Consider the following 12,591-nt stretch of genomic DNA (forward strand, 5'->3'; position numbering starts at 1 on the left):
CCGGCGCCGCCGTCAGCGCGACGATGTTGTACGGCTGAGCATCAGCGACGGGGGTGTCGCGGCTGTAAAGGTAAGTGTGAAACGGCATATACTCATTGCGGGTGATTTCTCGCCCCTCGTCGCCGGTAAACACCACATCATTAACCCAAATTCTCAGCTGACGCCCGGCGGCAGCGGCGGGCAGCAGGGTTATCTGATCGTTGCCACACCGGGTCAGCGTCACGCGGTCTGTTCTCTGCGACGTGGGCGACTGGCAGGCCGCCAGCGTCAAGACGGCGAAGAGCACAAGAGCGTATTTCATGTCAGGAGATCCTTTTCATTAAGCCTGCTTCCAGTGAAGCAAAGCGATCCTGCTTACGCAACCCGTCACTGGGTGCGCTGCAGCAGGGCATTCGCCACGGTACAGACCTCCTCAATCAGCACGCTGTTATTCTGCGTCACCGACGCGGCGCCGCTCTGCCCCTGCATCATCGCATCGTCAATCAGCGCCCGAAGCTCCTTCGAGGAGCGCGCACAGCGGCTCGCCAGGTTGCGCGACTCCACGGCAAAAATCCCCTCTTCGTTATGCAGGGAGTAACTGTAGGCGCGGCTTGCCAGCTGAACCAGCGCCCCGCTGCTGTCGGCAATCTGCAGGGCAGCATCATGCAAGGCCTTCATGGCCATAATCACGCCAGTGGCGCTGTCGCCGAGCGTTGCCAGCAGATTGGCGCTCGCCTCCGGGACCTGCAGCAGCCGTTCGTTCTCCTGGGCAATGACGGTGGCCGCCCGGGCGATGGCGTTCACCTGCTCGCCCACCTCATGCATCAGTGGCGGCAGATGCGCCCCCTGCCCGGTTTGCAGCTGCGACGGCAGCTCTTCATTGAGCCGGGAAAGGTGCAGATTCAGGCTGCGCAGCAGCGTCAGGGTCGAGACCAGCAGCAGCGCGGCCAGCGGCCATGGCTTGTGGAGCAGAATGCCAGGTCGCTCGCCCATGCGGCGGGTGGGAACATCAATGGCCAGCAGCCACGGCGTGTCGGCGAGGGGAACCACCATCAGGGTGTGCTCGCCGCTGGCGCTGCGAAAACGGGTATGGCGCAGCCCTTCCCCGGACTGGGCCAGCAGGGCGCGCAGCGGGACCGCCATGGGGAGATCGGCATCGTTGAGCGATTGCACCGTGGGCGCACCGGCGGCATCGGCAATGATGCGCCCGGTGTTTTCCACAATCCAGGCCCGACCGCCCAGCCGCTCTCCCGTCTCTTTCACCAGGGCATTGAAAAACTGACGGCTGTTGCTGGTCTCCTCCGGGAGATCGGTCTCTCCCGGCGCCGCTTTGTCGAGGGCAAAGCTTTTCAGGGTGACCACGCTTTCGGTCATCGAGCGCTGCTGCGCTTCTACACGGTCGAGCTGTTCACGCAGTTGAATGGCCAGGGCATCCACCTGCGAGCGCAGGCGCTGCCCCTCCGTGCGGATAAACCACGGCATGACGCCCGCCTGCACCAGAATAATGAAGGTAATAAAAATAACGACCAGTATGACAATAAAAACCATGACAGCGCCTGTTGTTTATTCTGGCAGCACAATGCTACCGCTACAGGGCTATTTTATTATGCGGGGGGCAGGAAATATGCTCTTCAAACCGTTGATAACCGCGCACTTCTGTTATCGTTCAACAAAAACAATCCGCCGGACATTATCCCAGCGTCTGACCAGCCAGCCATCGAGGCTCCAGAAGGTTCCCCCCCATGTCACCGGCAGCAGGCAAAGCACCATATACAGCGTCTCGGGCAGATAAAACAGCCAGCTGAGCCAGGCGATCAGGTTCAGACCACGCGGAATGGTGTAGATACCGATGGTGACCAGCGCCACAGTGCTGATCGTCATTAGTACCAGCGCGCTCACGCGGCTGAATAGCCCCAGGGTTAACAGCAGACCCATGCTGCATTCGAGGAACGCCACCACCACGGCCATAACGTCCGGGAAAGGGATCCCCGCGTCATGCATGGTGTCCACCATCAGCAGCTGGTTCTCGGGAACGAATAATTTATTAAACCCTGCGGTAAAGAAAAATACCCCCAGTACCAGACGGCAGAGAAAAACGGGAAACATGGCCGGCATATCGGTGGTATGCAATAAACGCTTAAGAGAGAACATCGGTCATCCTTGTAAAGAAAATAAATACTGTGTAATAAATTCAATAACATCTGTTTACGCAGTATAAATTCGCCGGTCTCGTTCGCAACCGCTCCCGCCCCCTTCCCGACACAATTAATAAAAATATACAGATTAAAAAAGATTAATTCTGAATGATGACAGCGTCTCATTATCAACGCCGTACAGACGCCCTCTTCGGCAGCAAAAAGGTAACCGATTGGTTTTAATATGATTAAAGTAAAACGTTATTAATCACCATGTTTAATGTGGTTAATAACGCTCCGATTAATAACCTTAATGCCGTTAAGGCTGTTATTACGCAGTGGTTGCAAAAATATGACGTAAGACATAAAAAGCATGTCGCTCTGGCCTTCGGCTCGCCATAACATGTATTCCTTACTATTAATTACAATAGCCAGAAGCGATACCTAATACACCAGAAGAATCAAATAACTATGCTAAACCCTATCGCGATTGGAACGTCAGTAACGCTGGATTTACAGACCCGCGTACTTGCCCGGACGGATACGCAGGAGACGGTCACCCTTCCCCAAAGCGCGTGTCTGTGCCTTGCCGCACTGGTGGAGGCCCAGGGGGAGGTGCTTTCTCAGGAACAGCTGATGGAGATCGGCTGGCGCAGCGCAGGCGTGGAAGTGACCGACAACAGCGTCCGGGTGATGATCACCAAGCTGCGTCGCGCGTTCGCCCAGTTGGATCTGCAGGAAGCCATCACCCTGATCGCCGTGACGCGCAGCGGCTATCGTCTGCTTGTGCGCGAGGCCAGCGGTGAACTGCCACCGCCGGTGCAGACCGCGCCCCTGCCCGCCCAGGAAGAAGCGGCCGCGCCGGATGTGCCGTCGGCGGCGGCGCACGCCCCTGCGCGCCGCTATGCCCTGAAGCAGAAGATCTGCGTCACTCTGAGTGGCGTGCTGGTGGGGCTGGTGATTGCCCTGCTGCTGCGCGGGATCGTCGATTTTAGCCCCCAGCCGGTCCACTTTGTGCACTGGAATGGCCCCGGCGTGCCGCCCGGCACCCAGGTGATGGTGCAGCAGGATAAACAGACGCAGCGCGCCCTGATTGAATCCACGCTGCAAACCTATACCCGTCACGTGCTGGATCGTCGCCCCAATGAGAAACCGGCTGCGGTGCTGTACGTCACCACCGGCTCAGAAAAAATGAGCCAGTTCCAGGGACTTATTGCCTGCCAACAACCCTTTAAGGATTCAGGGAATGACTGCGAATCGTTCTATTTTCGCCTTTATTAAATCCCCGCTCAGCCTGCTGTTTGTGGGCGGGATGGTCGTCGGGCTGGGCGGCATGGCGCTGTACGGACTGCGGAATGCGACGTTCGCGTCCCAGTGTGTCGCCCCCACCTCCTACTACGTGATTGAGGACGACAACAATGCGACGCTGGCGCGGGGCATCTACCGCTCCTACCGCGATGGCCTGTTCAGCGGGCATACCACCTATATCGGCAGCATCACCCATTTTAAAGACGGCAAGCGCGACGGGCTGCCGAAGGCCGTGAACCGGGAGGTGCGCTACGATGTGGAACTGTCAGGCAAACGGATCCATCTGACCGTGACCAGCCAGCACCGCAAGCTGGGCGGCCAGACCACGGATGAAGATGTGACCGACTATATCTTCCCGCAAATTAAGCCGGGCGAAGTAGCGACCAGCACCGTCTACCTGCTGGACGACAAGGTGCTGGCCTCCGGCTCGGAAACCGTCGCCCGCATCGCCTGCATGCACTGAGGGGACTACACCAGCGCCTGAATCAGCCCGGCCAGCAGGTCAAAGCCGGTGGCCATCAGGCGCTCAAAGAACGGGGCCAGCGTTTCGGCAATCAGGAACAGCGCCAGCATGCCGAAGGTCAGCGTCAGCGGGAAGCCAATCACGAAGATGGAGAGCTGCGGCGTCAGACGGTTTAACAGCCCGAGGATGAAGTTGATGCACAGCAGCAGGGCAATCACCGGCAGCCCCAGCATCAGCCCCTGACTGAAGATCAGCCCCGCGTGGGTGACCAGATAGATAAACCCGCCCGCATGCAGCGGCGTGGCGTCAACCGGCAGGGTCTGGAAGGTGTCAGCCAGCAGCGCCAGCAGCCAGAGATGGCCGTTAAAAGCGAGAAACAGCAGCATCACCAGCAGGTTGAGAAAACGCGAGATCACCGGGCTGTTCCCGGCGCCGGGGTCAAAGAAGGTGGCGAACGACAGCCCCATCTGCATGCCGATAATTTCACCGGACATGCGCACGGCGGCGAACAGCAGCTGCAGCGTCAGCCCCATCGCCGTACCGATAATCACCTGTTTCGCCAGCACCCAAACCCCTTCCCAGGAGTAGATCCCTACCCCGGCGTCGGGCAGTGTCCCGCCAATGAGGATCGCCGTCAGCAGGGCCAGACCGGCGCGCAGTCGGGCACTGACGGCCTTCTCGCTGAAGACCGGCGCAACGTGCAGCAGCGCCGCAATGCGCACCATAATGAAAAAGTAGTGGCTGACCAGCCCGTAGAGCTGATCGAGGGGAAGTCCAAAGGCCATCAGCCGATCACATACGGGATGCTGGCGAACACCGCGCGGGTATATTCAATAAAGATTTTCATCATCCACGGGCCAAGCGCCACCGCGACGCCGACAATCATCAGGATTTTCGGGATGAAGGTCATGGTCATTTCGTTGACCTGCGTGGCGGCCTGCAAAATACTGATTATCAGACCGGTGACCAGGGCGGCCACCAGCAGCGGGGCGGAAATCATCAGCCCGACCTTGATGGCCTGCATGCCGATCACCATTACGCTTTCCGGGGTCATGGGGCTCTCCTAACTGTAAAAGCTCTGGGCCAGCGAACCCACCAGCAGCTGCCAGCCATCCACCAGCACGAACAGCATCAGCTTAAACGGCAGGGCAATGGTGGTCGGCGGCACCATCATCATCCCCAGCGCCATCAGAATGCTCGCCACCACCAGATCGATGATCAGGAACGGGATAAAAATGGTAAAGCCGATCTGGAACGCGGTTTTCAGCTCGCTGGTGATAAACGCCGGGATCAGAATGCTGAGCGGCACCTCCTGCGGCGTGGCAACGTCCGGCGTTTTCGCGATGCGGGCAAACATCGCCAGATCGCTTTCGCGGGTCTGGTCGAGCATGAACGCGCGCAGCGGCTTCACCCCTTCCGTCAGGGCCACTTCCATGGTGATTTTGTTTTCCTGCAGCGGCTGCCAGGCTTTTTCGTAGATCTGGCTGAACACCGGCGACATCACAAAGAAGGTCAAAAACAGCGACAGCCCCACCAGCACCTGGTTGGGTGGCGCGGTGGGCGTACCCAGCGCGTTACGCAGCAGCCCCAGCACAATGATGATGCGGGTAAACCCGGTCATCATCAGCAGGACCGCGGGAATAAAGGTAAAGCCGCTCAGCAGCAGCAGGGTTTGCACCGGCAGGGTCCAGCCTCCTTCTCCGGAGGGCTGGCCGAGGGTGATATCCCCGTTGGCCGCCATTGCACCGGCGGCAGGCAGCATCAGGGCGAATGCCAGCAGCAGGCGATTCACTGTTCACCTCCCGGACGGTATTTCTGGCGCAGCTTCTCCAGCATCAGCGGGAACGTCGCCGCGGGCGCACTGGCCTGCGGGGCGTTTTCCGGACGCGGCTGAGTGGCGAGGCAGGTAATCTGCGAGGCGGTAACCCCCAGCACCAGACGCTGGTCGCCAACGTCAACCAGCACCAGGCGCTCGCGCGGCCCCAGAGACTGGGTCGCCACCAGGGTCATGTTGCCCTGGGCGTCGTTGAGCCGACGCGCCAGCCCGCTGCGGCGGGCGGCCCAGGCCAGCACCACCAGCAGCAGGAGGATCAGCGCCAGCGCGCCGCTGACCGACATCAGTATGGACCCGGTAGCCGGAAGGGAATCGGTGGCGTTCATCAGCGGCTCAGACGATGCATGCGCTCGGACGGGGTAATGATGTCCGTGATACGGATACCGAATTTATCGGACACCACTACTACTTCCCCCTGCGCAATCAGGTAACCGTTGATCAGGATATCCAGCGGCTCCCCCGCCAGACCGTCCAGCGACACCACCGAGCCCTGGCTTAAGCGCAGCAGCTCCTTGATGGTCATTTTGGTGCGTCCCAGCTCCACGGTCATTTTTACCGGGATATCGAGGATCAGGTTCATTTCGTCAGAAAATTGCGCACCCGCCATGGTGTCGGTCATTCCCGCCGCGTGCTGTTCGGTCATTGCCTCACCCCAAAGATTATCGATGGACTGATCGTCAGAACCCGATGAGGTGTTCATATCGCTCATGGGGAAATTACTCCTTGTTTAATGAAAGTAATGAAGGCTGAATCATCTGCTCGACCTTCAGGGCATATTGATTGTTAACGGCACCGTAGCGGGCCGTGAAGACCGGTACGCCACCGACGCTGGCCTCGATAAACTCCTGCTTATCCAGCGCGATGATGTCGCCTTTTTTCATCTGCATCACACGGGACAGACGGGTGCCGATATCGGCGAAACGCGCCGTGAGCTCCAGCTCGGTTTCCCGCATCTGGCTTGCCAGCAGGCCGCGCCAGTGGGAGTCCTCATGACGGGAGTTGTCCATTGGCGGGTTACTCAGCAGCTCGCGCAGCGGCTCGATGGTGCTGAAGGGAATACAGATGTTGAACTCCCCGCGGTGCGAACCGATCTCCACCGAAAACGGCGTGGTCACCACCACGTCGTTCGGCGACGAGGTGATGTTGGTGAACTTCACCTGGATTTCGGAGCGGATGTACTCCGTTTTGATTTTGTAGATCGAACTCCAGGCGAACTCGTACGCCTCGCGCGCCATCGACAGCATGCGGTGGATCACGCGCTGCTCGGTGGGCGTGAACTCGCGGCCGTCGGCTTTGGTCGGGAAACGCCCGTCGCCGCCGAACAGGTTATCCACGGCCATAAACACCAGCCCCGGCGAGAACGCCATCAGCGAGGTGCCGCGCAGCGGGTTAAGGTGCAGCAGGTTCAGGTTTGTCGGCACCGGCAGGTTGCGGGCAAACTCGTGATACGGCTGGATCTTAATGTTCCCCGCCGTAATATCCGGGCTACGGCGCAGCAGGTTAAACAGCCCCATGCGGAACTGACGGGCAAAACGTTCGTTAATGATCTCCAGCGAATGCAGACGTTCGCGGATCACCCGGCGCTGGGTATGCGGATCGTAGGGTTTGATCCCCGGGTCTGCCCCATTGTTCTGACGATCGCTGTTGCTCTCCACATCGGCGTTGAGCAAACGGTCGATCTCATCCTGAGATAAAAAGCTGTCAGCCATAATAATTACCGCAGAATAAATTCGTTAATAAGCACGTCAGTGACGCGAATGGACTGGTTAAATGCCAGCGGTTTATCCAGCTCACTCTGAATATTGGTAATCAGGCGACGCTTTCCTTCATCCGTCGATAAATCTTCATAGGTCTGGTGAGTGAGCAACATAAATAAGCGGCTGCGATATTCCGGTAAATATTTTTCCAGCACCGCCAGTGATTTCTGTTCCGCCACGCGAATCGACAAGCCCAGATACAATACCCGGTCCGATTCGTTCGCCGTCGGCTTCAGGCTGACGGTAAAGGTATTCATTGACGCATACAGCGGCTCGACCTGCACGGGCGCAGGAGCCGTGTTGATTTCCCCTTCTGCGACTTCTTGTGCCGGTTTGGCGAACTTCATCTCCCAGAACAGGTAGCCGGAAACTCCGCACGCCGCAACGGCAGTCAAAAACATGAACATCATCAGAAGCGAGCGAGACCCTCCGCCACTGGCGACCTTTTTATTTTTATTACTCATTGAACGTACACCTGATAAATAAGAGAGGGCAGCGTGCTACCCTCGTGTCAATATGGCGGACATTGTAGTCCATTTAATCATCCTGATAATCAGGCGATAAAATTTCATTCCTGAAGCTAATTCGCCACTTCAGGCAAAGGTATTAATTCCGTATATATTTCCGGGGGTGGTGGTTAATAACGTGGGTACACTCTCCTCCTCCGGCGCGTGCTCCTCGCCCTCCTGCGCGGCATGCTCGTCGCCTGCGGCGTGTTCCCCCTGATCACCGGCGGCAAACGACTGCCCTTCCGCGCTGACGCTGGACTGACCCAGCTGAATGCCGGATTCCGCCATCGCGGCGCGCAGCTGCGGCATCGCCTGCTCCATGACGTGGCGAATATGCGCATGCTCGCTGACGATATGGATCTGTGCCTGATCCTGTTGCACGCGCAGGGAAATCTGTAGCGACCCCAGCTCTTCCGGGTGCAGGCGGATCTCCGCACTGTGCAGCCCGTTGCGGCTAAAGACCGCAATGTGCTGGCTGACCGACTGCTTCCACTCCGGCGTTTCCGGCGGATGGTTAACGGTGACCACCTGCTGCGGGGCATGGGCGATGCTGGTGCGTACGGCGGCAGGGAGCGCCACGGCGTTCACCGTTGGCGTCGCGGCAACCTCGGTGGTGACCAGCGCTTCGCTGCTGAGCGGTGCGGGCTGCGCCGCCAGCGGCGCGGCAGCGGCCGCCGGGGTTTTATCCCCGCTCATCATCAACGTTGCTGCGGTTTTGCCCTCCGGCGCCGCGTTTTTTTCGCCCGGTACGCCTTTCACCGGTACCTCCCCGGTGACGCTGCGGGTCACCAGCTGCTGCAGCTGCCACTGGGGGCTTTCGTCCCCTTCACCGTCGGTCAGCGCGATGCCCTGCAACGCCTCTGCCAGTGCGGGCATTGCCATCAGCGGCCTCCCCTCGTCATCAAGGACAGGTGCGTCGTCAGCCAGTTTGCCCGGCAGTAACCCGGCGGGTAAGGCGGCCTCCGGCAGCGCAGCCAGCATCTGCGGGTCAAGGCCCGGGAAAAGCTGCGCCAGCTCGGTCAGCTTGTCATCCAGCGCCAGGCTGAAGTTCTCGTCAGCGAGCAGCCCGGCCTTCGGTTTGCCCGGTGCCCCGCTGCCCAACAGCAGGGTGGCAATATCAATGTTCATAGCCTTTCTCTCTTTTGTCCGGCACGCTGGGCAAATTCATCCATCAGCTTCTGTTCATGTCGGCTTTGAACCAGCGCCTGCGCCGTCTCCCGGCGGGCAATCAGGGTTTCAAAGGCGTTCAGGCGCTGCTTGTTCTGCACCCAGTTCTGCTTCACCTTGTCGACCGCCTGTTCACAGGCGTTAACGTGGCCTTCCTGCTGCTTGACGACCTGCTTGAGCGATAAAATAAACGACTGATGATTCACCAGATCCGCCACCGACATGCCGCCACCCATCATCCCCTGACGCAGGGACTGCTGGTACTCCTGCTCATAGTGCTGCAGCTGTTCGTGCTGGGTGAGCGCCTGCTGAAGCTGCTGCTGCGCGCCGCCCAGCGCGCGGGTGGTCTCCGTCAGCGTCTCTTCGGCCATATCGCGCAGCAGCGTCATCGGGTTTTTTACCTTCATCGCGCCTCCGGATTAGTCTTTGATGTCCGGGAAGAGCCCGGACAGGGCGCGAACGGCGTCGTCATAGCCGCTGCGCTCATGGATCGCCTGGTGGAGGAACGCCTCCAGCGACGGGTATTTGTCGATGGCCTGGTCCAGCATCGCGTCGCTCCCTTTGACGTACGCCCCCACGCTGACCAGATCGCGGTTGCGCTGGTACGCGGAGAGCAGCTGTTTGAAACGCTGCACCCGGCGGTACTGGGCATGCGGGATCAGCTCGGTCATGGCGCGGCTGATCGAGGCTTCGATATCGATAGCCGGATAGTGCCCCGCCTCGGCCAGACGGCGCGACAGCACAATGTGGCCGTCGAGGATCGCGCGCGCGGAGTCGGCAATCGGATCTTGCTGGTCGTCCCCTTCCGTCAGCACCGTATAAAACGCGGTGATCGAGCCGCCCCCTTTCACGCCGTTACCGGTGCGCTCAACCAGAGCAGGCAGGCGGGCAAACACCGACGGCGGATAGCCTTTGGTGGCCGGCGGTTCGCCAATCGCCAGCGCCACTTCACGCTGCGCCATGGCGTAGCGGGTCAGGGAGTCCATAATCAGCAGCACGTTGAGGCCGCGCTCGCGGAAGTCCTCCGCGATGCGGGTGGCGTAGACGGCGCCCTGCATACGTAAAATCGGCGAGACGTCGGCCGGGGCGGCGACAACCACCGCCCGGGCGAGCCCCTCCTCGCCGAGGATATTCTCGATAAAATCTTTTACCTCGCGGCCACGCTCGCCAATCAGCCCCACCACGATGACGTCAGCGGTGGTAAAGCGGGCCATCATGCCGAGCAGCACGCTTTTGCCGACGCCGGAACCGGCGAACAGGCCCATACGCTGTCCTCGCCCCACCGTCAGCAGGCCGTTGATGGCGCGCACGCCGACGTCGAGCACGGTTTTGATCGGGTCGCGGTGCAGCGGGTTAAGCGTCGGGGTAAAAAGCCCGGCCGCCGGTTTTCCCGGCGCGGGACGGCCATCCAGCGGACGGCCCTGGGCATCCAGCACGCGGCCCAGCAGATGCGGGCCAACGGGAAGCTGTTTACCGGCGTGGCTGTCGCTTTGCAGGGCGTAAATGCGCGCCCCCGGCAGGATACCGTCGACATGCTCCAGCGGCATCAGGAACAGCGTCTGGCCGTTAAAGCCCACCACCTCGCTCTCGACCGGGATAATTCCCTGCTCCGTCTGGCGCTCAACGATGCACAGGGCACCGATGGGCAGCTTCAGCCCCACGGCCTCCATCACCAGCCCGGTGGCGCGCGTCAGCTTGCCGTACTGGCGAAAATCGGGCAACTGCGTGAGTTTCTCCTCCACCCGGTCGAGGGCGGAGAGCCACTTTTTTAGCTGCTGGCTCATTGCGAGAGCTCCTCGCGTGCCAGCTGGCAGAGCGCCTGCCAGCGGGTTTCCATGCTGGCGTCCACCTCAACGTCCGGGGAGACAATCCGGCAGCCCCCGGCGGCCAGGCTGGCGTCGCGGTGCAGCTCCCAGCCCATCGCGGTGAGCGTTTCGCCCAGCGCCGCCTGCACTGGCGCAAACGCGTCCGGGCTGACATACAGCTGGATGGTGCCGTGCAGCAGGGCATCCTGCTGCATCAGGCTGCGGATCTGCGCGTTCAGCGCCTGGTTGTCCGTCACGCGGGCAGTGCCGTAGAGCTGCTGGACCGCGGTGAGCGACAGCTGCACCAGACGCGCGGGGACCAGCCCTTCGAGGTTTTCCAGCGCCAGCTTAAAGTTGCTGACCCAGACTTCGGCCTCGCGCAGCAGCGCCTGCTGCTCCACGCTCGCCTGCTCTACGCCCTGGGCAAACCCGGCGTCGCGACCCTCTTTCAGCCCTGCCTCGTAGCCCTGCTTGCGCCCCTCTTCCTGGCCCTGCTGCTGTCCCTGAGCAAATCCCTGCTGCTCCGCCTGCTTGCGCAGGCGCGCCAGTTCAGCTTTCAGCTGCGCCTCAGACTGGGCGTTGTCCATCGTCGGCAGCGGGGTGTCCAGCGGCTCACCCAGCAGGTTTTCAGGCTTCCAGGCGCGCCACTCACGGGCGTTGTTATCATCAAACGTAGGCATCGTCGCTGCCTCCAATCAGGATCTCGCCAGACTCGGCCAGGCGACGCACCACGTTGAGAATGGTCTTCTGTTCGGCTTCCACCTGCGACAGACGCACCGGGCCACGGGAGGCCAGATCGTCGGTCATCAGCTCGGCCTGACGGCGTGACATATTGCGGAAGAACTTCATGCGCAGCGGCTCGTCGGCCCCTTTCAGGGCGATGATCAGCGTCTCGCTCTCGATCTCCTGCAGCAGACGCTGAATGCTTCTGTCTTCCACATCCACCAGGTTTTCGAACAGGAACATCTCGTCGATGATCTTCTGCGCCAGTTCGCCGTCGAAGTCGCGCACCGCCTCGATGGCCGCCTCCTCCTGATGGGATTTCATCAGGTTGAGGATCTCGGCCGCCGGACGGACGCCGCCCATCTTGCTGCGCTTGAGGTTCTGGCCGTGCAGCAGGTTGTTCAGCACTTCCGTCAGCTCCTGCAGCGCGGCAGGCTGTACGCCGCCAAAGGTGGCGATACGCAGCATAATGTCGTTACGTTCGCGCTCGTCGAATTTGCCCAGCACGTCCGCCGCCTGGTTACGCTTGAGGTGTACCAGGATGGTGGCGATGATCTGCGGATGCTCTTCGCGGATAAGATCGAACACCGCCTGCGGATCCATAAAGTTGAGCGTTTCGATACCGTTGGTGCCCTGATGGGTATCCAGCAGATCTTCCAGCAGCGAGGAGGCACGCTCTTCGCCCAGCGCCTTGACCAGCACGCTGCGCAGATAATCGTTGGTGTTGAGGCTGAGCGCCGCATATTCGCTGGAGTCTTTCTTAAACTCCTCCAGCACCATGGCCATCTGGTCGTGAGTAAAGCCCGCCATGTTGACCATCGAGGCACTGATCTGCTTAACCTCGTGGGCGTTAAGGTGCTTGAACACCTCCGCCGCCAGGACATCTCCCAGCGTCAGCATGACGATGGCGC

The 12,591-nt window shown here is 60.3% G+C and carries 17 protein-coding genes; 2 read left to right on the top strand and 15 right to left on the bottom strand.

Features of this window, described 5'->3' with window-relative positions:
* The 3 genes from LDK53_RS21310 to LDK53_RS21320 all read right to left on the bottom strand — a co-directional run.
* On the bottom strand, positions 1-301 hold a 301-nt coding region (locus LDK53_RS21310; RefSeq protein ID WP_225288007.1), incomplete at its 3' end, for a hypothetical protein.
* A 65-nt stretch (positions 302-366) separates the two neighbouring features.
* The gene (locus LDK53_RS21315) at positions 367-1,527 is read right to left on the bottom strand and encodes a methyl-accepting chemotaxis protein (RefSeq protein ID WP_225288008.1); all 1,161 of its coding nucleotides are present in this window, start codon (positions 1,525-1,527) and stop codon (positions 367-369) included.
* Between the two features lie 111 nt (positions 1,528-1,638).
* Positions 1,639-2,130, bottom strand: a complete 492-nt coding sequence (locus LDK53_RS21320; protein ID WP_225288009.1) for a DoxX family protein — start codon at positions 2,128-2,130, stop codon at positions 1,639-1,641.
* Positions 2,131-2,585: 455 nt separating this feature from the next.
* Here LDK53_RS21320 and LDK53_RS21325 point away from each other — a divergent pair, with 455 nt between their 5' ends.
* The gene (locus LDK53_RS21325; RefSeq protein ID WP_225288010.1) at positions 2,586-3,395 is read left to right on the top strand and encodes a winged helix-turn-helix domain-containing protein; all 810 of its coding nucleotides are present in this window, start codon (positions 2,586-2,588) and stop codon (positions 3,393-3,395) included.
* Positions 3,361-3,885, top strand: a complete 525-nt coding sequence (locus LDK53_RS21330) for a hypothetical protein (protein ID WP_225288011.1) — start codon at positions 3,361-3,363, stop codon at positions 3,883-3,885. The genes LDK53_RS21325 and LDK53_RS21330 overlap by 35 nt, the downstream gene beginning before the upstream one ends.
* A gap of 5 nt (positions 3,886-3,890) precedes the next feature.
* Here the strand turns inward: LDK53_RS21330 and fliR are convergent, their stop codons facing one another.
* The 12 genes from fliR to fliG form a co-directional block, all read right to left on the bottom strand.
* Positions 3,891-4,670, bottom strand: a complete 780-nt coding sequence (gene fliR, locus LDK53_RS21335) for a flagellar biosynthetic protein FliR (protein WP_225288012.1) — start codon at positions 4,668-4,670, stop codon at positions 3,891-3,893.
* Entirely contained in the window at positions 4,670-4,939 is a 270-nt protein-coding gene (gene fliQ / locus LDK53_RS21340; protein ID WP_025758644.1) for a flagellar biosynthesis protein FliQ, read from the bottom strand. Before fliQ ends, fliR begins: the two co-directional genes overlap by 1 nt.
* A 9-nt stretch (positions 4,940-4,948) precedes the next feature.
* Complete coding sequence (gene fliP / locus LDK53_RS21345; protein ID WP_412174839.1) at positions 4,949-5,647, bottom strand: flagellar type III secretion system pore protein FliP; 699 nt, start codon at positions 5,645-5,647, stop codon at positions 4,949-4,951.
* A 26-nt stretch (positions 5,648-5,673) separates the two neighbouring features.
* The gene (gene fliO, locus LDK53_RS21350; RefSeq protein WP_225288013.1) at positions 5,674-6,045 is read right to left on the bottom strand and encodes a flagellar biosynthetic protein FliO; all 372 of its coding nucleotides are present in this window, start codon (positions 6,043-6,045) and stop codon (positions 5,674-5,676) included.
* A complete protein-coding gene (fliN, locus tag LDK53_RS21355; RefSeq protein ID WP_059385145.1) occupies positions 6,045-6,428 on the bottom strand; it encodes a flagellar motor switch protein FliN in 384 nt (127 codons plus the stop codon). The genes fliO and fliN overlap by 1 nt, the downstream gene beginning before the upstream one ends.
* A gap of 7 nt (positions 6,429-6,435) precedes the next feature.
* A complete protein-coding gene (fliM, locus tag LDK53_RS21360; RefSeq protein WP_059385146.1) occupies positions 6,436-7,428 on the bottom strand; it encodes a flagellar motor switch protein FliM in 993 nt (330 codons plus the stop codon).
* Between the two features lie 5 nt (positions 7,429-7,433).
* A complete protein-coding gene (locus LDK53_RS21365; RefSeq protein WP_225288014.1) occupies positions 7,434-7,940 on the bottom strand; it encodes a flagellar basal body-associated FliL family protein in 507 nt (168 codons plus the stop codon).
* Positions 7,941-8,069: 129 nt separating this feature from the next.
* On the bottom strand, positions 8,070-9,113 hold the full coding sequence (locus LDK53_RS21370; protein ID WP_225288015.1) for a flagellar hook-length control protein FliK: 1,044 nt from the start codon (positions 9,111-9,113) through the stop codon (positions 8,070-8,072).
* Positions 9,110-9,559, bottom strand: a complete 450-nt coding sequence (fliJ, locus tag LDK53_RS21375) for a flagellar export protein FliJ (protein ID WP_032672560.1) — start codon at positions 9,557-9,559, stop codon at positions 9,110-9,112. Before fliJ ends, LDK53_RS21370 begins: the two co-directional genes overlap by 4 nt.
* Positions 9,560-9,571: 12 nt before the next feature.
* Complete coding sequence (gene fliI, locus LDK53_RS21380; protein WP_225288016.1) at positions 9,572-10,936, bottom strand: flagellar protein export ATPase FliI; 1,365 nt, start codon at positions 10,934-10,936, stop codon at positions 9,572-9,574.
* Positions 10,933-11,637: a flagellar assembly protein FliH gene (locus tag LDK53_RS21385; protein WP_225288017.1), complete on the bottom strand. Its 705-nt coding sequence runs from the start codon at positions 11,635-11,637 to the stop codon at positions 10,933-10,935. Before LDK53_RS21385 ends, fliI begins: the two co-directional genes overlap by 4 nt.
* On the bottom strand, positions 11,624-12,591 hold a 968-nt coding region (gene fliG / locus LDK53_RS21390), incomplete at its 5' end, for a flagellar motor switch protein FliG (protein WP_225288018.1). The genes LDK53_RS21385 and fliG, both read right to left, overlap by 14 nt.

The sequence above is a fragment of the Enterobacter sp. K16B genome (genome assembly GCF_020216105.1).
Lineage (GTDB): Bacteria > Pseudomonadota > Gammaproteobacteria > Enterobacterales > Enterobacteriaceae > Enterobacter > Enterobacter sichuanensis.